The organism is Clostridium sp. C2-6-12 (genome assembly GCF_009928485.1).
GTDB lineage: Bacteria > Bacillota > Clostridia > Clostridiales > Clostridiaceae > Clostridium.
Genome location: NZ_JAABNP010000016.1, coordinates 26,284 through 47,906 on the forward strand (window position 1 = coordinate 26,284; position 21,623 = coordinate 47,906).

The 21,623-nt window shown below is 28.7% G+C and carries 19 protein-coding genes and 1 pseudogene; 1 reads left to right on the forward strand and 19 read right to left on the reverse strand.

Translation table 11 applies throughout. From position 1 onward, the window contains the following. Positions 1–43 precede the first annotated feature (43 nt). The 11 genes from GXK56_RS14430 to ulaG form a co-directional block, all read right to left on the reverse strand. Positions 44–625, reverse strand: coding sequence for a zinc dependent phospholipase C family protein (locus GXK56_RS14430; protein WP_160688719.1), 582 nt, complete (start codon positions 623–625; stop codon positions 44–46). 310 nt (positions 626–935) lie between these two features. Then, complete coding sequence (fsa, locus tag GXK56_RS14435; protein WP_160688540.1) at positions 936–1,580, reverse strand: fructose-6-phosphate aldolase; 645 nt, start codon at positions 1,578–1,580, stop codon at positions 936–938. Between the two features lie 105 nt (positions 1,581–1,685). Continuing rightward, positions 1,686–2,612: a transketolase family protein gene (locus GXK56_RS14440; protein ID WP_160688559.1), complete on the reverse strand. Its 927-nt coding sequence runs from the start codon at positions 2,610–2,612 to the stop codon at positions 1,686–1,688. Between the two features lie 109 nt (positions 2,613–2,721). Continuing rightward, positions 2,722–3,537, reverse strand: coding sequence for a transketolase (locus GXK56_RS14445; protein ID WP_160688561.1), 816 nt, complete (start codon positions 3,535–3,537; stop codon positions 2,722–2,724). 106 nt (positions 3,538–3,643) lie between these two features. Continuing rightward, the gene (locus tag GXK56_RS14450; protein ID WP_160688563.1) at positions 3,644–4,495 is read right to left on the reverse strand and encodes an L-ribulose-5-phosphate 3-epimerase; all 852 of its coding nucleotides are present in this window, start codon (positions 4,493–4,495) and stop codon (positions 3,644–3,646) included. Between the two features lie 27 nt (positions 4,496–4,522). Then, positions 4,523–5,212 (reverse strand): L-ribulose-5-phosphate 4-epimerase, encoded by a 690-nt coding sequence (gene araD, locus GXK56_RS14455; protein WP_160688565.1) that lies wholly within the window; start codon positions 5,210–5,212, stop codon positions 4,523–4,525. Between the two features lie 121 nt (positions 5,213–5,333). Further along, positions 5,334–6,362 (reverse strand): hypothetical protein, encoded by a 1,029-nt coding sequence (locus GXK56_RS14460; protein ID WP_160688567.1) that lies wholly within the window; start codon positions 6,360–6,362, stop codon positions 5,334–5,336. Between the two features lie 176 nt (positions 6,363–6,538). Beyond that, a complete protein-coding gene (locus tag GXK56_RS14465) occupies positions 6,539–6,832 on the reverse strand; it encodes a PTS sugar transporter subunit IIB (protein ID WP_160688569.1) in 294 nt (97 codons plus the stop codon). A 146-nt stretch (positions 6,833–6,978) separates the two neighbouring features. After that, on the reverse strand, positions 6,979–8,436 hold the full coding sequence (locus GXK56_RS14470; RefSeq protein WP_160688571.1) for a PTS ascorbate transporter subunit IIC: 1,458 nt from the start codon (positions 8,434–8,436) through the stop codon (positions 6,979–6,981). Between the two features lie 89 nt (positions 8,437–8,525). Continuing rightward, positions 8,526–8,987, reverse strand: coding sequence for a PTS sugar transporter subunit IIA (locus tag GXK56_RS14475; RefSeq protein ID WP_160688573.1), 462 nt, complete (start codon positions 8,985–8,987; stop codon positions 8,526–8,528). Between the two features lie 58 nt (positions 8,988–9,045). Next, entirely contained in the window at positions 9,046–10,110 is a 1,065-nt protein-coding gene (ulaG, locus tag GXK56_RS14480) for an L-ascorbate 6-phosphate lactonase (RefSeq protein WP_160688575.1), read from the reverse strand. Between the two features lie 385 nt (positions 10,111–10,495). Here ulaG and GXK56_RS14485 point away from each other — a divergent pair, with 385 nt between their 5' ends. After that, complete coding sequence (locus GXK56_RS14485; RefSeq protein ID WP_160688577.1) at positions 10,496–11,293, forward strand: DeoR/GlpR family DNA-binding transcription regulator; 798 nt, start codon at positions 10,496–10,498, stop codon at positions 11,291–11,293. A gap of 45 nt (positions 11,294–11,338) precedes the next feature. On the opposite strand, the pseudogene GXK56_RS14490 reads toward GXK56_RS14485, so the two are convergent. The 8 genes and pseudogenes from GXK56_RS14490 to GXK56_RS14525 all read right to left on the reverse strand — a co-directional run. Continuing rightward, positions 11,339–12,160 (reverse strand): annotated as a pseudogene (locus tag GXK56_RS14490) (sugar phosphate nucleotidyltransferase); the annotation flags it as partial. Next, positions 12,156–13,652: a recombinase family protein gene (locus GXK56_RS14495; RefSeq protein WP_160688579.1), complete on the reverse strand. Its 1,497-nt coding sequence runs from the start codon at positions 13,650–13,652 to the stop codon at positions 12,156–12,158. The gene GXK56_RS14495 and the pseudogene GXK56_RS14490, both read right to left, overlap by 5 nt. A gap of 146 nt (positions 13,653–13,798) precedes the next feature. Continuing rightward, positions 13,799–14,038 carry a DUF4738 domain-containing protein gene (locus GXK56_RS14500; protein ID WP_207710270.1) on the reverse strand — a complete coding sequence of 80 codons (240 nt, stop codon included), beginning with the start codon at positions 14,036–14,038 and terminating at the stop codon, positions 13,799–13,801. A 687-nt stretch (positions 14,039–14,725) separates the two neighbouring features. After that, entirely contained in the window at positions 14,726–18,307 is a 3,582-nt protein-coding gene (locus tag GXK56_RS14505) for a metallophosphoesterase (protein ID WP_160688583.1), read from the reverse strand. Positions 18,308–18,548: 241 nt separating this feature from the next. Continuing rightward, positions 18,549–19,115, reverse strand: coding sequence for a recombinase family protein (locus tag GXK56_RS14510; RefSeq protein WP_160688585.1), 567 nt, complete (start codon positions 19,113–19,115; stop codon positions 18,549–18,551). Between the two features lie 416 nt (positions 19,116–19,531). After that, positions 19,532–19,981: a hypothetical protein gene (locus GXK56_RS14515; RefSeq protein WP_160688587.1), complete on the reverse strand. Its 450-nt coding sequence runs from the start codon at positions 19,979–19,981 to the stop codon at positions 19,532–19,534. Further along, positions 19,978–20,601, reverse strand: coding sequence for a hypothetical protein (locus tag GXK56_RS14520; RefSeq protein WP_160688589.1), 624 nt, complete (start codon positions 20,599–20,601; stop codon positions 19,978–19,980). The genes GXK56_RS14515 and GXK56_RS14520 overlap by 4 nt, the downstream gene beginning before the upstream one ends. A gap of 310 nt (positions 20,602–20,911) precedes the next feature. Next, positions 20,912–21,364 carry a hypothetical protein gene (locus GXK56_RS14525; protein ID WP_160688591.1) on the reverse strand — a complete coding sequence of 151 codons (453 nt, stop codon included), beginning with the start codon at positions 21,362–21,364 and terminating at the stop codon, positions 20,912–20,914. Positions 21,365–21,623 lie beyond the last annotated feature (259 nt).

Genomic DNA, 21,623 nt, shown 5'->3' on the forward strand with positions numbered 1-21,623 from the left:
ATAACAACTTCATCATCTTGAGATACTCCCTATTTATATAAACTTAAATCACTTCGCTTGCTTTATTTTCATTTATAAATACATTATTTAAAATCATATTTAAAACGCTATCACATACATAATACGAAAATGTCAAATCATTATGATAATCAAAAGATCCATCATATTGTTTTTGCAATTGCAAAATAAATAACTTAACATTACTTGGCTCTATATCGCTATTTATAATTCCAGTCAACTCAAAGTCCTTAGCCAATTTAGCTAATTTTTTTTCATACATCATATGATGTTTTACAGCACTTGTACTCTTGAATTCCCATCTATAATAATGAGGGGCACAGAAAAAATCACATAAGAAGTGGCATACTACCCCAAGTTCCTCGCTAAACTTTCCAATCGTCATATCATAATAAACTTCTTCTAACGTTAATGAAGATAAGTATATAATTTTTTCAACCACCATGTCTATACTTTCATTAAAATAATGTTTTTTAAATTTATATTTAGGTGTACAATCTGGTTTAACGTTTCCCCATATAAATCTTTTATCATTAATTAAATAAACACTCTTAGTATTAGCATATTTAATAATATTTTCACCCATAGCTTTGTGAGTATTAATCATCAAAGTCTAATCACATCCTTGCATATTAATTAATTTAATCTTAATATCTTATTGTGTTTAAATCATAGTAGTTATTACGATAATAAAATTAGTTTTATAAACTAATAATAATACTCAGAGTACAAATTTACAATAGTATATACCTATAATTTAAATAATTATTATCTGTATAAATTGTAATAAATATGAATCTCTATTGATTATTATGCCAAACATGCTAATTATTATAACAAAACTGTTTATAAATAATCTTTTGATCATTCATAAACAGTTTTTTCTCTTAGATATTATAAAATATACTTCTATTTATCTATTTATTCATTCCTTCATAATCTTTCAAAAATTTTTCAATACCTGCATCTGTAAGCGGATGTTTAATCATTTGCATTATTACACCATAAGGTATTGTTGCAATATCAGAACCTGCTTTAGCACAATCTAATACATGAATTGGATTTCTAACACTTGCTGAAATTATTTCTGCATCTATACCGTGAATTTCAAATATTTCTGCTATGTCTTCAATTAATGTAATCCCTGTACTTCCAATGTCATCTAATCTACCTAAAAACGGACTCACATAGCTTGCTCCTGCTCTTGCTGCAAGTAATGCTTGAAGTGCTGAAAAAATCAAAGTTACATTTGTTTTTATTCCTTCTTTATAAAGAATACTTACAGCTTTTAACCCTTCTTCACACATTGGAATTTTAACAACCATGTTTTTATGAATTTTAGCTATTTCGCGAGCTTCTACAACCATTTCTTCACAATTCATTGAAATAACTTCACCACTGATAGGACCGTCAACTATATTAGTTATTTCATTTATTACTTCTTTAAAATCTCTTCCTTCTTTTGCAATAAGAGATGGATTAGTTGTAACTCCGCAGATAACCCCTAGAGCATTTGCTTTTTTGATTTCTTCTATATTAGCTGTATCTACAAATATTTTCATTAATTATCACTCCCATATATATAGTTTAATATTCTCTATTTTAATTACACCTATATAATTAACTTTTCTGCAAATATTTTAAGTTTATTTCTATAATTTCAAAAATTATTTAAATATTGCTTTTACCTCTTCAATAATAGCTTCACTTGTCAAATTATATTTTTCCATAAGTTCATCAGGTGTTCCTGATTCTCCAAAGGTATCTTTTATTCCTATCATTTTCACATGAGTTGGACATTCACTACATACAACTTCCGAAACCATAGCTCCAAGTCCACCTATAATTGAATGTTCTTCTGCAGTAACTATTCCTCTAGTTTCTTTTGCGGCCTTTATAATTATATCTCTATCTATTGGCTTAATAGTGGAAATATTTATAACCCTTGCTTTAATGCCTCTTTTTTCTAATTCTTTAGAAGCTTCAATCGCTTTTTGTACCATCATTCCTGTTGCAATAATTGCAACATCATTACCCTCTCTTATTTGAACGCCTTTACCAATTTCAAACTTATAGTTTTCATCAAATATATCTTCTGTGTTACATCTTCCAAATCTTAAATAAACAGGCCCTTCAAATTCTGCTGCTGCTTTTGTAGCAGCCATTGCTTCTCTATGATCTGCTGGGACTATTACAGTCATATTAGGAAGCGAATTCATAAGCGCAATATCTTCTATTGATTGATGCGACCCACCATCTTCACCTACTGTTATTCCTGCATGAGTTGCTGCTATTTTCACATTCATCTTAGGATAGCAAATTGAATTTCTTATTATCTCAAAAGCTCTTCCTGTTGCAAACACAGCAAAAGTACTTGCAAATGGAATATTACCTACATTGGCAAATCCAGCTGCCATTCCCATTAAGTTTTGTTCTGCAATTCCTGCATTGAAAAATCTATCTTTAAATTCTGCTTTAAATCCATTTGTTTTAGTTGATTTTGAAAGATCTGCATCTAACACAACAACTCTTTCATTTTCATGCCCAAGTTCAACTAAAGCCATACCATATGATTCTCTTGTAGCCTTGCCCATTATTCATCCTCCTAGCTTAACTATGTTTTTTAATTTGAGTTTATATATGCTGCAAAAATAATCCCCATGACAATTTTTTGTACTAAGAATTAAATTTGCAACATACCTATTAAGCCATAATATCTTTTATTGCTTTTTCTTTTTCTTGATTATTAGGAGCTTGTCCATGCCATTCTGCTTTATTTTCCATAAAACTTACACCACTGCCTTTTACTGTTTTAGCTATAATTACAGTTGGTTTTCCTTGGACTTTATCTACTTTTAAAAAGGCTTCATTAATTTTGTCATAATCATTTCCATCATCACAAAATACAACATTCCATCCAAAACTCTCAAATTTCTTATCTACTGGTGCAACTCCCATCACCTCTTCATTAGGTCCATCAATTTGAAGCCCATTATAATCAACAATAGCAACTAAATTATCTAGTTTATAGTGAGCTGCTGCCATTGATGCTTCCCAAACCAATCCTTCTTGAAGTTCTCCATCGCCTAAAAGCACATAAACCTTGCTATTCTTTTTTTGACTTCTAATGCCTAAAGCCATTCCTACTGCATTTGATATCCCTTGTCCGAGCGAACCTGTTGAGACATCAACTCCTGATATATGTTTCGAATCAGGATGACCTTGAAGAAGGGCTCCGATTTTTCTAAGATTTTTTAATTCTTCTTTCGGGAAATATCCCTTTTGTGCAAGTACAGAATAAAGTGCAGGAGCTGCATGTCCTTTACTTAAAACAAACCTATCTCTATTAACATTCTTTGGCGCTTCCACACTTACATTCATTCTTTCATAATACAAATAAGTTATTATGTCTGCACAAGATAACGAGCCACCAGGATGTCCTGATTTTGCTTCATAAATCATTTCAATAATATTTTTCTTAATTTCTTTTGATATAGAAATCAATTCTTGTTTGTTCATATTTCACCAACCTATCTACGTCTTAAATCTCTTATAATTTAATATAAGTATTTTTATTGCATATAAAACTTCAAAAAAATTTCACTTTGTACGCTAACATATTTTTTTAAACTTCTGTTAAAACCTTATTAAATTTCTCATCCATAAAAGCTTTTGTATCTTTTATTACAGCTTTCCAATCATCATTTCCAACATACCAAAATTCTGCAGTAAATTTTCTTACTCCAAGCTCCCATGATTTTTTTATTATCTCTTCAAAATTAACATGTCCAGTTCCAAAAGTAATTTCTCTAAACTTTCCTGGAACGGTTTCTTTTAAATGAACTGCTGCAATATGACCTTTTCCTTTTTCAAAATCTTCAACTGCACTTGTTCCATATTGTAAAACAGCATTAGTTACATTCCCACAATCAGGATAAACTTGAAGATATGGAGAATCTACCATTTTTACAAATTCCATTGCTTTTTCAACAGTATTCATAAATTCAGTTTCCATAGTTTCGAATGCTAAAATTACACCTTTATTAGCTGCCATTTCAACTGATTCTTTTAAATTTTCTTCAAAGTATTTCCTAGTTTGGTCATTTCCTTTTTCATAATAAACATCATATCCAGCTAATTGTATTATTCTAACTCCTATATCAGAAGCTAAATCAATAGCTTTTTTCATCATTTCCATGCCTTTGATTCTTGTAGCCGCATCCATACTGCCTAAAGGATATTTTCTATGTCCGCTTAAACACATTGTTCTTATTTCAGTTCCGCACTTAAACATTAATTCTACTAACTGTCTTCTTTCATCTGCAGGCATATCTAATCTTGCTAATTTTTCATCTGTTTCATCAATACTTATCTCTAAAGTATCAAAGCCACATTCTTTAGCACATTTTAACTTCTCTTCCCACGATAAATTATTCGGCATAGATTTTTCATATAATCCTAATGTATATTCCTTCATAAAATCACCAACTTTCCAAAGATAAATTTATTGACCGTAATATGCATTTGGTCCATGCTTTCTCATAAAGTGTTTTTCTATTAATTCCTTTGGCATAGTATCAATATTATAATTTGCTAAAACTTCTGTATTCCAAGCCATCATTGCTACTTCTTCCAATACTACAGCATTATGAACTGCTTCTATCGCATCTTTTCCCCATGAAAAAGGCCCATGATTTTTAACTAAAACAGCTGGTACATGAATTGGATTTAAATCCTTGAAAGTTTCAACAATAACTCCACCTGTATTGTATTCATAATCAGTTTTTATTTCTTCTGGTGTCATATCTCTTGTACAAGGAATTTCATTATAAAAATAATCAGCTTGTGTTGTTCCATATGGTTTAATACTTCTTCCAGCTTGAGCAAAAATAGTTGCCCATCTTGAATGAGTGTGTACAATTCCACCTATATCCTTAAAATCATTATATAATTTCACATGAGTAGGCGTATCTGAAGATGGTTTATATTTTCCTTCAACTACTTCACCAGCTAAATTAACTACAACCATATCCTCAGGCCCCATTTTTTCGTATTCCACACCTGATGGTTTAATTACTATTAAACCTGTTTCCCTATCAATAGCAGAAACGTTTCCCCATGTAAATGTTACTAATTTATATTGTGGTAAAAGCATATTTGCTTCATAAACTTCTTTTTTTAATTCTTCTAACATTTTATCCTCCCTATCAAGTCCTCAGATTTATTAATCAGAGTTTGATTTGCATTTCTTTTATTATTAGATCTTTCAACTATTTATTTCACTTGAAATACGATTTTATTAATAATATATAACTTTATTCTTTTGTTACTTTATATACTGCTGCTTCATTTTTTGTATGGTTTGCTGAAATGATTAAATCGCAATCTTCTAAATTTATTACTGATACATTAGCTGGACCTGCACCTTTTTCTATAATTGTTTCTTTGCATTTTCCATCCACCCATTGGATATAAAATAATTCTGCATCTACACGTCTTACACCACCAACAAAACTTGGAATTCCACAAAGAGTTGTCCCAACTAGAGTATGCGCAAAATCAATTTCATATGGATAAGCATAAATTTCAGTATATTTTCCATCAATTAATTTATAAATCTTCATAGAATTTCCGTGGAATGGTTCTATAGTCATTAATTCATCTTGACCATCACCATCTAAATCGCACCAGGCAACTTCACTAATATTTCCTTCCATTAAATGTTCAACTTGCCACTGCCCATCTTTGCTTGGTATTACTTCAAACACTCCTTGATCACAACCAAAAGTTCCATGCACTTTTCCATCTACCATATGGCGTATATATCCATGATTTCTGAATAAACCTTTTTTAAGTGCTTTTAACTCTAAACCATCAGTTGGCACTGCTGGAAGTTTACCATAATAAATAGTACCTGAATGACTCCAGTCATCTTTTGAAGCTTTTAGATCTGCTATAGTTGCCGTAACAACATAGATTTCTCCATCTACATCCCATACATCAAAACGATGTAAATAAGGTAAATCAATAACTGTTTCTATAACCCATTCACCATCAACTAAATGTCCCCAAACTAAACGTGATCCACTTGGGCTTTCTTTTAAATAAAAATCACGAACAGCTAAAAATTCATTCTTGCGATTTGGTATAGGGATAATTGACATACATCCTCCACCATTTTCCCAAACTGTTTGGCGATGATTAAAATCTTTCCCCTTATATGCATAACAAGGATATCCCTTTTCTTCTGATGCTACTAGTAAATTTAATTCTCCATCTATTTCTATTGAACTTGCACAATATGCACGATACATTTCATCCAAGTGTTTTTTTGTTATTTTCATATTTACTTCACCTCAACCTACATTACCTATTTTTAATTTATTTTGTCTTATTATTATTTAAGTTCAGATAAAATTTAATTAGTAAATTTTATCTGAACCTAAAAAATGATTAATTACTTATTATAAAACAATTTATTTGGATTTCAATTATGGTTGCTTATATCTTTTATTGTGAATTACTTCTTATTAACTATTTGATCTAGAACTTTTTCTTCCATTTCTTGTTCTGACAATATATTTTTTAATCCTATTATTATTGTTCCTGATGCTTCTGCTCTTGCGAAATTAGATTTTAACACTTCTGAACAAAATACTACATCAAAGTTTGATGCTTGACCTTTAGCCTCACCTACACTACTATGTTGAACCGATACTTCTATGCCTAATTTTTTAAATACCTTATTTATTTTCATTTTTATTATTTGACTTGATCCCATACCGCTTCCGCAAGCTGCTATTACTCTTAACATATCCATACACATCCTTTTCTACATATTATTATTTAAATCTCATTTTATTTTTGGTTTATACTTTTTCATTTATACTTTTTTATTCTTGTCTAAGCTGCAATAATTGCAACTTAGACATTTAATTATAGTTAAAATTATTTATTATTTTAAACCTTTTGTGTTTCTTCAAGATATGCATCATAGTCTTCTGCAATTTTGAAATAACCTTTTTTATTTCTAATATATTGGAATTGTGGTATTGCAAGTAATGCTAGAACTGCAATTCCAAAACCTACATATTGAAAATTCTTCATTAACACTCCAATCACTGGCCATACTGTATCAAAGTCGAAGTTTCCATGCCATCCTCCGAATTGTGATAATCCGAAGAAATAAGCTGCAAATGCTCCTCCTAATACTTGAATTATTCCTGATGCAAAAGGAATTATGCAAGCTGCTTTTAATCCACCTTTTTTGTTTGCAAATACTGCAAAAGTTGCATTATCAAAGAATACTGGAACGAATCCTGTGATTATTAAAACTGGACTTTGGAATACTACTAAACCTATGATTGAAATAAATTGTCCTAATGCTCCAAATAAGAAACCAATTGTTACTGCATTAGCATGACCAAATCCATAAGTTGCCGCACAGTCTACAGCTGGCATTGATCCTGGTAAAATCTTATTGGAAATACCTTGGAATGATTCTGTAAGTTCTCCAACGAACATCTTAACCCCAAGTTGTAATATACTTAAGTAAACTGCAAAGTTTAATGACTTTTCCATTATATAGAATAAGAAGTTTCTATTTGCTGCAAAACCGGCTTTATCAATTTGATGTAATAAGTCTGGTCCTAATATTCCCATTATAATTCCGAAGAATAACATCATTAGTATACCTGTTGCTACAACATTATCATTAAATATTTGTAAAAATCCTGGTAATTTAAGATGCTCTATTGATTTTTCTTTATTACCAATCTTTCCTGCAATTTTATCTGTAAGCCAAATTCCAAACATTTGTTGGTGACCAACTGCAAATCCGCCACCTTCAGTTAATTCTTGAGTTGCTTCAACTGTAAGATTTGCTGATACTGCCCAATAAGTTCCTAATAATAAACCAAGCATAATAACTACTTGCGTATCAACTAAATGAGGGAAGCAAAATAATACCATCCATAATGCTGTTGAAGATTGTTGTACCATTATATGACCTGTAATAAACACTGTTCTAATCTTAGTTTGCTTTCTAAACAATACCAATATTATATTGAAAATAAATGCTATTAGTAATACTATCATCATAAGAGAAAATGATCTTCCAATGCTTTCAATAGCTGATTGAGCTGCTGTTTGACCGAAATATGGATCAATAACTGCTGCCGTCAAATTGAAACGATCTTTTAAACCTGCAAGTATTGGACGGAAGTTTCCTACAAGTCCACCAGCTGCTACATTTAAAATCAAATAACCAACTGTCGCCTTTATAAAACCTGCTACCGCTTCATAAATTGGACGTTTTAATAATAAATAACCTATAAGTACTATAAAACCAATAAAGAACGCTGGATTTGTCAAAATATTTATTTGAAAGAAACTCCAAATACTTAATAATATATTCATTTTACTTCCCCCTTGTTTAATAAATCATTATTTTCTTTTGCTTGATTATTGTATTTAACCTTTATTTTCAAATAACATTGAAATAAATTTTATACACATTTTGCTTTTAATAACTCAACAATTGCTTCTAAATCTTCTTTCGATTCAGCATCCAGTAATTTATCTACTATTGCTTCATCTTCAATTAAACCAACCATATTTGATAAGTTTTGCAAATGCACTTCGTTATCTGTTGAAGCTAATACAAAAAATAATCTTGCATCCTCATCTGGACTGTCACTAAAATGAACTGGATTTTTAGTTCTCATAAAGCACATTGCTGTTTCATTAACACCTACAACACCTTCTTGAGCATGTGGTATACAGATATTTGGTGCTATTACTATATATGGTCCAAATTTCTTAACGTTTGCTATTATTGCATCAACATAAGCACTTTCTATTGCTCCATCCTCTATTAAAGGTTTACAAGACGCTGCAATTGCTTCCTCCCAAGTATCAAAACCTTCATGAAACGAAAATCTTTTTTTATCAATTAATTCTTGTAACATTATGTTTTCCTCCAATTTTTATTTTATAGAGGGTTTAATAACCCTCTATGAATTTTTATTATAGCATTGACTTAAATGGTAGATCTGGTTCTATTGCAAATGCATCATGGAAACCTCTATCATGATGATATTGTAATACATCCTTATCATTTGGATAAACGAATTTGCCGCCTACTTCCCAAATAAATGGTTTAAATTTATATTGTAATCTATATTTTCTCATATTCCATAAAGTTAAAATTTCTTGTGTATCAGCCATGAAGTTTGTCCATATATCATGATGGAACGGTATAATAACTTGAGTATTTAAACATTCAGCCATTCTTAATATATCAATAGATGTCATTTTATCTGTCATACCTCTTGGATTTTCACCAAACGATCCCAATGCAACATCGATTTTATGGTCATTACCATGTTTTGCATAGTAATTAGAATAATGTGAATCTCCACTATGATATAAGTTTCCACCTGGAGTTTTGAAAAGATAATTTACAGCTAATTTATCCATATCTCTTGGCATTTTATCTTTTAATATAGTTCCTTTTGGTGCTGTAACAAGCTCAGTACGGTCAAAAGAATCAAGTGCAACTATTTCTGTATCTTTAATCTTTACTACATCGCCAGGTTTTACAGCTATACATTGTTCTTCTGGAACTCCCCAGCCTAACCAAATATCAATACAAGCTTGTGGTCCAATAAATTTAACATCTTTTGAACAATTTTGAATTACTGCTGCAGCCACATTAGCATCAATATGATCACTATGATCATGTGTAGCTAAAATTGCATCAACTTCCTTAATTTTAAAAGGATCAATAACACAAACTGAATTTCTTAAATTTGGTTGCATTGCTACACAACCAATCATTCTTTGATGTTGATGTTGTGATGCCATCAATTGGTTTGCTTTTGTTTTCTTTCCTGAATTAACCCACAGATCAACACATATATTAGCATTTCCTTCAGACTTAAGCCATATACCTGTACAACCTAACCACCACATTGCAAATGTACCTGGTTTTACTACTTCCTGTTCTATTTCTTCATTAAGCCATGTACCCCATTCTGGAAATGTGTTTAATATCCAAGATTCTCTTGTGATTTCGTTTACTTTTGACATTATAATCTCTCCTTACACATTATAATTTATTTTCGTAAGTTTTCTATGTTTTTATAAAATTCTGATTATTTTAATGATTAATTGTTCTAATTCGAATTAAACTTAATATATTTTATGAACTTTATGATTTGTTTATTTTGAACTTTTTGTTTGTTTATGTTTTTATATTACATCAAACATTCAAATAATTCAAGTATTTTTTTGAACTTTTTCATCTTTTTTATTTTTTGAATGTTTTTATTGAACTTTCTGAACATTCATCATATAATAATTATATAAAATCAATATAAATAGTTCTTTAAATGTTAATTTTCTTTCTTTATAATTAAAATGGATGATTTTAGCGTCTTAAAAATGCATTTATATTTACAAAGGTGGGACGAATATGAAAAAAACTCAAGGCATAGTGTCTAAAAGAAGAGAAAAAATTTTGGAATATATAAGCCAAAATGAATCAATAAATACTAATGAATTAGCAGAAAAACTTAATATATCCCCACTTACATTAAGACGGGATTTACAATCTTTAGATGATGAAGGATTAATTGTAAGATATTATGGCGGTGCAAAATTAGCTTCTGATATAAATCTTAATAATAATGATTCTGAAGAAAAAACTGTTGATTTAACATATGATAAGAAAAAACATATAATAGCTAAGTATGCAGCAGATTTAATAAATGATGGAGATACAATTTTTATAAACTCAAGTTCAACAGCTCTATTAATATTAGAATATTTAGAGAATAAAAGAGTATATGTTGTTACTAATAATGGTAAAGCACTTAATTCTTCTGTTGGACCTAATGTTGAGTTAGTATTAACTGGTGGTCAGGTTTATGAAAGAAAACAATCTTTAATAGGAGAATTTGCAACTTATATTCTTTCAAGAATAACTGCTGATAAATGTTTTTTAGGTGTAAGTGGAATCGCTTGTGACTCAGGTATAAGCACTTCTGTTTTACAGGAAACTTTAATTAATCACGAAATGATCAATCGATGCAGTGGTCCTGTTTATATTCTTGCGGATAGTTCAAAGGTAGGCAGACATCATAATTTTTCTAGTGGTGATATAGATGAAGTTTCTCATCTTATTACTGATTCTGATATTAGCGAAACTGACATTCATGAATTTAATGAAAAAGGAGTTACTGTAATTCCTTTAAATTACAAAGAAGAATAATAAATAAGCTGTTACAGAATTTTTTATTGTGTAACAGCTTATTTACTATAAGAATTTATTATATTGGCTTTGCTCATTAAGTTTATTTAGCAAATGTTTTATTTCCTGATCTTTATTTTTATCCATTACAAGTATCACATCTCCAGCATCTACAACAACTAAATCCTTAATTCCAAAGCCTATAATTAAATTTTTATCTCCAAATATTGAACAATTTTCACATTCATCAATATAAACGTTTTTAGAAATATTGTTATTCTTATCATTATTAAGAAGCCTGCTTAATGCTCCAAAGCTCCCCATATCATCCCAACTAAAATCACATTTTATAACATATGCTTTTCTAGTTTTCTGCATAATACCAAAATCTATAGATATTCCATCTATAAGTTCATATTGTTCTTCTATAACTTTTTCTTCATTTTCCTCACCTATGCTTTTATATATCTCCATTAATGGTTTATATAATTTAGGAAGATATTTTTCAATTTCTCTTAGGATAACATCAGCTCTAAACACAAACATTCCTGAATTCCATAGATAAGTTCCTTTTAAAATAAAATCTTTAGCAACCTCCAAATTTGGCTTTTCTGTAAATCTAGCAACCTTATACGTTGGTATATTTCCGGTGTTCCGCTCTCCCATTTCTATATAACCATACCCAGTTTCAGGCCTATTAGCTTCTATTCCAAGTGTAACAATACATCGTCTCTTATTCGCCATCTCTATAGCTTGAGATAACGTATCTATATAATTCTTCTCACCTTGAATATAGTGATCTGATGGTAATACCACCATCACTGCATTTGGATCTTGTTTTAAGAGCTTTACTGCTGATAGACCTATACACGTAGCAGTTTCCTTATTTATAAAATAGGTATTTATATTCAACTTCTACTGTATTATCTTCATACACAATCATTCTATTAACGACTTCTTTTATCATTGCGTTATTCCAATCCTTCAGTTCTGTATTTAATAACCCTGTTATCCCTGATTTAAGCATTTCTACTTCATTCTGATTATTATAGTTCTTCTCAATTTTTTTAATTATATCGTCTTTACGCTTTCCTAAGCTTTCTATTTCCTTACCAATGAATTTATTTTGTTCAGTATATTGACTTCTGTCTATTGTACTATCCACTAGTAAATCTAACAATTTATTTGCACGTTTAATATTATCATTTAACTGTTTTTCTACATTTTTCAAATCCTTCTTTAACAATTCAACGACATCCGATTTTTCCTCTAACTTATCTTTTAATGATTGATAATTTTCTTCGACTGCTTCATCCAATTTATATTTCAAATATTGCAATAATACATCTTCATATATTGCTATAGATCTATGTCCCACTTTTGTTCCATTTTTTTCATAGTTATTACAAAAGTACTTTACTTTATACTTTAAACTTTTTTTCAATTTCCCAGTCATTGCAGATCCACATTCTCCACAGAATAGCAAATTACTAAATAAGTATTTATTACTATGTCTAACATATGTACTTTTAGCTTTTTGAGAGCGTTTTTCTATTTCTATTTGTACCTTATCAAAAATGTCACTTTCTATTATTGCTTCATGGTTATTATATTTTCTATACCAATCACTTTTATCATATTTTTTAGTCTTATTTCTAGTTACATCTATTGTTTGCGTTTTTCCCTGAACTAAAGTTCCTATATACACTTCATTTTTTAACATATTGCTTATAGTATTGCTCTCCCAATTTCCACCTCTTTTAGTGTATATGCCTTCATTCATAAGAATATTGGCAATAGTTTTGCATCCTTGTCCCTTTAAAAATAAATCAAATACCCTTCTCACAACCTCCTTTTCCAATTCATTCACAACTATATTTTTTTCATTCTTGTCATAATCATAACCATAAGGCGGTCTACACGAATGCATTTTTCCTTGTTCATTGTAACTTTCCCAAACCATCTTTATTCTTTCACTTGTTTTCTGTGCTTCTTGCTCAGCTAACCATCCAAACAATCCAAATTTTGCAATATCAGTTTCGCTGTCCAAATTGTCCTCTAACAATATAATTCTTATATCTTTTTCTCTTAGATCTTTAATAGCTTTTAATGTTTCTTCTTGATTCCTTCCAAATCTAGAGTATGACTTTGCTATTAATATATCAAACTTCCCTTCTCCACCATCTTTGAGCATTTCCAACCATTGCTTTCTTTTATATCCCTTCGCTCCACTTATCCCTTCATCATTATATGTTTTGAAGTATTCACAATTATTTTTATTTTTTTCTAACCAATTATTAAATATTTCTTTCTGGTTATCTACACTTTTGTGTTGATCCATTGTACTAACTCTGCTTAAAAATGCAACCCTCTTTTTCATAATTTTAAGAACTCCTTTTTGTAAAAATGTAATTAACCCAATAAATAAGCAATCAAATACTACTTGAATAGGCTTATAGAATAACTCTTTACAACCTGCTTCTCAAGTCATTTCTCACTAAAATTAAAATTTAAATACAGTACTCATTATCTATTATTGTACATATTCTTTAAGCATACTTCGAATTCTTGCTTCCCATATTTATTTATGAATTTATATACGTCCTTACCAATTCGTTTAATATCTATCTGTACCCCATTATCATAATATATATTCCTAATTTCACCTTCTTCTAGCTCCCTTGCATTTTGCTCATATAATTCATGACTTACGTAATTAAAAATAACACTTTTAGGCATTAAACCTATTCTCCTTTTACTACTCATATATTTTTATGAATAAAAAAGCCTCACTATTCTTTGAAGCAATATTTTAATCACGCCATGTATAAATGAGCTTAAAACGCAAGTCTATTTTAGTTAAACCAACTTAGAATCCACCTGTAACTTACCATCAAACAGATGAAACTCACACTCTACCATCATCATCTCCAAATAAGAATCGCATCCCCTCCACTAAAATAGAAATAAGCAAGATATTACATTTTACTTCTCTACCTTGCTTTAACTTCTTTTAATCTATGTTCTATCTATCATTTTCTAGTATATTCTTAACCTCTTAATTTGTATTTTTATATAACTTAACCCGTATATAAGATGGTTGTATTTAATTGACTGACTTTAGATATAATTTTTTTAACCTAAAACAACAACCAAATAATAAATAAAAAACCTAGAATTTATAAAATTCTAGGTTTTTTATATAAAATTTCAGATCACTATATTTATACCTATAACATGAGTTTTAGTACTTTGTTTTTACATCTCTACCTACTATCTTGCAAATTAAAACAAACAATATTTTATTGTTATGTTGAATAATCTGACTAACACAACTCTATCTAATACATTAAATTCTTAATTTCTACAACAGAGTGCTGTGATTATTTTCCTATTGCTGCTTTAACTATTCAAGCATTTCTTTTCCTATATATTTCCGCATGAGTTAATTTCTCAAAGCTCAAAAGAAATTATAGTTTCATATTCACAATCTTTTAGATCATTTATTGATAACTTGTGAAACATAATATTTTTCAAAATATATAAATTATAGATAAAATCAAAAATTCGTATTCTTTCTTCAGTAATATCTAGAAGATTGTAATAAAATACTGTCAATACTCTTTTAAATCTTTTTCTACTTATATCTATACCTGAAATATCTGTTATTTCTTCATAACCTTTTTCTTCTAAATATTTATCAATAATTTTTTCAAAACTTGATCCAAAATCATATTCAAAATCCTTCTCAAATAATTCTTCAAATTCTTTTCCAAAACTTCGTTCAAATCTTTTTTTAATATCTATATGTGCCTTTTTTTCAAAAGCACTTTCAATATATCGTTCAAATTCCAATGAATAATTTTTTTTATATCTCTTCCTTCCTCTATATGTTGGAATAATCTTATCACGATTAAATTCTAAACTTAATGCAGTACTGTCTTTCTTTTCGGTAATTTTATTTATTAATTGAAAAAATACTTCTTTATTATCCCTACATTCATTAATAAAATCTATAAGAGATCCTCTTAAAAGAATACTGTTATTATTGATTTTCTCCTGCTTCGTTATTTTAAAATAAATTTTTTCATCATACATAGAAATTTCTAATCCATATAAATTTAAACGTATTTTCTCATTATCTTGTTCTAAATTATTATTTTGTGTAAAGCAATATACCTTATCAATATCTCTTAATTTCGTTAAATTATCCTCTTTCTCTAGTTTCTCCATCCATTGAAGTATATTTCTTATAATATCATCTTTTATCTCTTCCTCAGTTTTGGGAAGTTCATTTTTTTCAACGATCTTTTCTCTTGATACATCCAATTTAATAAGGTTTGGTGGATAATTAACATATGTGTTACTAAAGAGATTACTAAAAATTGTTCTATGCTCTTCTTTTAATAAAAGTCCTTCATTCATTATAACTGTCTTTTTCCTATGACTGAAGAAATCAATTAAAATTCCATAAGGATTTTCTTGTATCTCTTCTTTAACATCATCATATGGATAATCATAGTCTTTATTTTCACAAAATGGAACAAAAAACATTGGTGTTTCTAATGTATTTTTTTTAAATAAATACTTATATAAATTATGAGATTCAATCTCAACTTCATCTATGTTTTCATTAATAATCTTTATCGGTATATCTATATTTAATATTGTCTTTTTTACATATTGATAAATCTCAGCATAATTAATTCTTTTTCTTTCATCTTCGTATAACCTAATTCTAGTTCCTATAGATGCCTTTTCACTAGGTTTTCTTATAAAAAAGCATCCATCATAGTTTGGAATCTCTATTTCAAGCCCATTGTTTTTTTCAAAACAACTATTAGTTAATACTTTTATCTCTTTTGAAACTAAAAATGATGATAGGAAACCTATTCCAAAGCTACTTATTGCATTATATGATGCTTTTTTTTCACTTAACATATCATTATATTCATCTGAATTATAAAAACTTCTACCTATACTAGTAAAATATCTTTGTATTCTACATTCATCCATTCCTGTTCCATTATCTAAAATCTCCATAAATTTTTTTATATTTCCATTAATATTTTCTGAGCCGAATTTAATAATTATGGTTTCATCAAATTTATCTTCTGGATTTAGTTTTTTTCTAAGAGATATTGCATCTTTAGAATTCTGTATTAGTTCTCTTATAAATACATTATGCTCCTTATAAATGTTTTCCCCTATTAACAATGGCATTAACTTCGGAATATACGCTTCAAAATTATAATTATCCAATTCATATTTATCTTTAAATACCTTAGGTAGTATATAATATAACTTAAGTCCTATATTATTAAAATTATCTTCTATCTTTGGTATTCTCATTTCAAAGTCCTTCATAATTAATACTGCAACCTTATGAACAGTCGGATCTGTACACTTAAACTCAACTTTTAATGCTCGCCTATCCTCATCTGGTGATAGTTCAATTGTATTGGGTACAATGTTCAATCTAAATTTATTTTCCTCTAAAACTACATTGGTTCTATGATCAATTTTTTCCTTCTTAAAATAGAACTCTCCATATTTTCTCAACGTTAAATATAAATCTGTAAGAAAAATTGTTGCAATAATGAAAGATTGAACTTTCTTTAATTCACGTTGTTTAAACATCTTATCAATATTTACACACTTATCAATAAATTCATCATTAGTTTTAGATGCCAAAATTTCTATCATTTTTTCAAAATAATTACTTTCTCCAGTCCCATAAAACTCATCTTCTAACTTCAAAATTTTATTGTTAAATAGATTTAATAATTCATCATGCAATCCTAGTTCTGTTTTAGTACTTCTATTCTTGTCTAAAAATACACACCTATAATGAATCGCAATTAATATTAAATATATTATTTTAGGATTCCTTTGCAATTCTTCTCTTGTAGACTTAAACTCAGAATATATTTTGTTAATAAACTCTATTATCTTTTCTGATTCTGGCGATATTACATCCTTTGCTTTAATTTCATCAAGATAATCTATGTATAAATACTCTTCGTGAACTTGAATAATCTTTAGCAAATCAATAATAATCTTTCCATATTCTTTTTGTGGTGGATATGAAAATTTTCTTACATTATCGCACCTTAGACCCTTGTACTCAAATCTATCTAAAGAAACTATAGTCTCATCATCAGGTTCAAAAATATGTGCAATTTGAAACGCTCTATTCTCAACACTTTTATTTCCGATACTCCCAGCTGAGCAAACAACAATCAAAGATTTAGAATCATAAAAGTAACTATCATTCACCACTGGTCGCACTATTTGAGTATGTTTATGTCCATGCAAAACAATTTTTACATTATTCTTAATTAACATGTCAATTACTTCATCGTAATTTCTTATGAGGCTTGTATCACCATGTTTTGTCTGTATTTCTGGAAATGGATAAAAGTGGTGATGAAAAATGGAAACTACAGTATAGTCATCTAAATTTTCAACTAACTTTTTAGCATCTTTGAAAGACTGACTTAATTGTTTTAAACTAATATAACCATAGTCATCCCACTCATCATCTTTTTTTTCACCTTTGCACGAATTTAAACCAATCACTAATATCTTTTTTTCATGGAATATTTTTAATGAAGACCAATACTCTTCATTGTATTTAACTGTACTCCCTGAATCATTATAATTGTCTCCATAAAAGCATTTGAGAAAATTATCATATTTTTTAAAATCAGCACCTTGATCCGTTCTGATTAAATCATGATTCCCTGGCACAAAAATAAAATCTTCTTTTGAAAAATTAATATTAATTTCTCTTTCACGTATTTCAGTATGTATTTTATTAAAGAAATTTACGGCTTCTTGAATTTCCTTTTCATTACTTCCATACTTTTTGTCAAATATATCTCCAGTTACAAATATTGCTTCTAACTTCCTATAATTTGTTCTCTGATGTTCTATATCGTTAATTATTGCTATTGCCAACTCTTCTGGATCATCATAATAAAGGTTTCCAATATGAAGATCTGAAAGATGTAACGCATTAATTTTCCCCATCTACTCATCCACCTTATCTATTATATAATTTATTTATTATCTTTTATTTCGTGTATATATAAATATAACGGCTTTATTAATACCACATTAAGTATTATATACTATTTACTACAATAAATCATACATTTTCCAGCAAACACCATTCATGTATTTAAAACAACTTAACATAGCACAAATACTATTAATTACACAAATATTATTAAATCAAATCTTATTTCAACTAAAATACACACTAAATATCTTATCTATCTTCATACTTTTTTACTCTTCTGTAAAAGGTTGAAGCTTTAATTCCTAATTCTTTCATACTTTCTCTTGCAGTTATCTCTCCGACCTTCCAACGATTATAAACTACTATAAATTTTTCTTTTTCAACATTAATAGGCTTCCTACCTTTATATTTCCCTTCAGCTTTCGCAATTTCTATGCCTTCTTTTTGCCTTGCTAATAGATACTCACGCTCAAGCTGAGCAACTGCTGCGAAAACTGTGAGCATAAATCTACCTGTTGGTGTATTGGTATCTATATTTTCTTTTTGACTTATGAATGTTACACCTTTTTTATCAAACTTATCTATAATATCTAACAAGTCACGTGTGTTTCTTGCTAGTCGGCTAATAGATTCTACAACTACGATATCATTTTCTCGAATATACCCAATCATCTCTTGTAACTGCTCTCTGCCAGTGGTCGTCTTAGCACTAATTTTTTCAATATAGACCTTTTCTACATTCAACTGCTCCATAATAATCTCTTGTCTCGCCGTATTTTGTTCTAATGTACTAACTCTTACATAGCCAACTCTCATCTAAAACACCCCTTATTAATATAAACTCTTATAAATATTATTATTATATAATACTTAAATTTAAGTAAGTGTTTCAATAGAGCATCTATAGAATATGATATATTCCAAAAAGTATACCCCGATTCTAGTGATATACTTTTATTATTTTTAAAAATGACCTATTAGAGAGTAGCCTATTGATACAATTCCCTTATTTTAAACATCACAGAAATTCGCCACCGTGACAGAATAAATTCTTTTAGTAGAATAAGTAAACCTTAATACCTCCAAAAGCCTTTTGTAGAGCCTCTGTGAGCCTTTGTATTGAGAAATATAAATATATTTTATCCATACCCCACAGAATAAAGAAAAAGCAGTTAATATCAGTTCCATTATATGAATTACACATAACAAACTAAATATAACTGCTTATATTATTATTTCTGAAGTATACCATCATTCTTAAAAGTCTCTATCAACAAACTTAAGCAAAGAACATTTATTCTTCTATTTATTTCTGTTCTCTCTTGATACTTGTAAATCTGCTCAACATCATTCAAAAGTCTCTGCTCGTAGTTCAATACACTCATTATGTACTGCTTATAAACATGCTTAATTGGATTAGTATTTGTAAACCTAATTCTTTCATTTAAACTAATAAATGAAATTTGTTTTGCAATAAGTGCATTTAATATCCATGCTAAATTCGAGCAAGTACCAAAAGTTCCTACACTTAAAACTACTATTTTATCTTTAAGCTCCAATAACTCAAGCAATTGTCGAACATTACTCATGTTGTAGATATTCTCCTTTGACTTTATCCCAGCTTTGGTTAACAAAGTATAAGTGTGTTGGTCAAGTTTATTTACTATTGCATACGTCTTCATTTAGATACCTCCTTATCATTTAATAACTTGTTTAAAATAGCTTCCTTCTTATCTAATAAATACCCCTCATTTGAATTTAAAACCTTAAATACATAAGAAAGTTTATCTTTATCAAGTTCATTTATCTCCCTATTAATTCTTTGCTTAGAATGTTTTTTTAGAAAATAAATCTCTGAACTTAAATCACTAACAAGATATTCCACTGAACATCTATGCTCACTAACCTTAGTTAATATACAAGATGGAATATAATAATCTGACATAATGTTACTTTTTAATATATTTATACAATTAAGAAGCCTAAGCACTTCTTCTCTGCTTCCGTTTACTGCTGTGTAAATTTTGTTATAGCCAATCTTCTCTCTAATCCTGTCACTCATTCTCTTGTGTATCAATCTTACGTTATTTTCTGATTGCTTGGTTAATCTAGCAAACTCCTTATTTGATAACTTACAGAATCGCTTAAACTCTTTAATATTTTTTGAGGTTCCCCAGTCATATTCAAGAATAAATTCTTCTATTTTATCAAGTACTTCTAATCTAAAATCCCTGTCTGCTGTATTAGTAAAACTGGACACTTCCTTATAAGCTAATTCAAGTTCTTTCATTACTGAGTCCATTTTCCTTAACTCTCCTTTCTTAAAAATTTCAAATATACATTTCTCTATACATATTTTGAAACGCTAATTTAGCAATTGTCTTGAAACTTATATATAATATATAATTTTGTGTAAAGCCTAGTATAATAAAGCTTATAATGCCAATTATTAAAAAAAATCATACAATTATTTCAACAATGAAATCTTTTTTGTATTGTGTTTTTGAAACTTTGAATTTCATAAATTAGTTTCTGCTTTGGATTGCTTGCTATATTTTTTGTAACTTTACTTAATAAAAAAGCAATACCCCATAAGTACTGCTTTTAATGTATTACTGTATTATATCTTTAATCTTAAGTTCACCTTTTAAAATACTCATACTCATTGTTTTTAACATATGTAAGAATTCTAACTTTTTCTTATCATCCTCTTTACAATTTTCTAATTTCTTTAACCAAGCCTCTTCTAGTTTTACTCCAAGACTAACTGCTTTTAAAAGTTCTTTCTCTACACATCCACTATCTATTCTAAAGAGCTCCTCTTTTAAACTAATAAAATTTCCTTTAGATATCGAAGAAATAAGATTTAATGCATAATATAGCTCAATAGCTCCATCAAATACATCTATAGAACTAACTACTAAAGTATCCCCTTCCTTAAACTCTGACAACACATCATTAATTTCATATACCTTATGTATAGATATCTCACCATGTAATTTAGTTACACCTAACCTAAATAATAAATCTTTTGTTGGTTTGTTGAATATAATATATACTCTCAACTTTATCATCTCCCTTAAAATATAATTTAACTTCCAAATAGAATATCTCTAAATTTAGAAGCATTTTCATATAATATAATTACTCTTAAATACGTAGTCCAACAATTACTTACTGCTTACCTTTACCATTAAACAATTATTTATATTATTATTAGCTCAACTAAATATTTAACGCATGTATGGCTGTCTCTTTATAATCACAATAATCAGTCTTTTACATGAATTGTATACCCCGAACTGTAAATAAAATTTAACATAT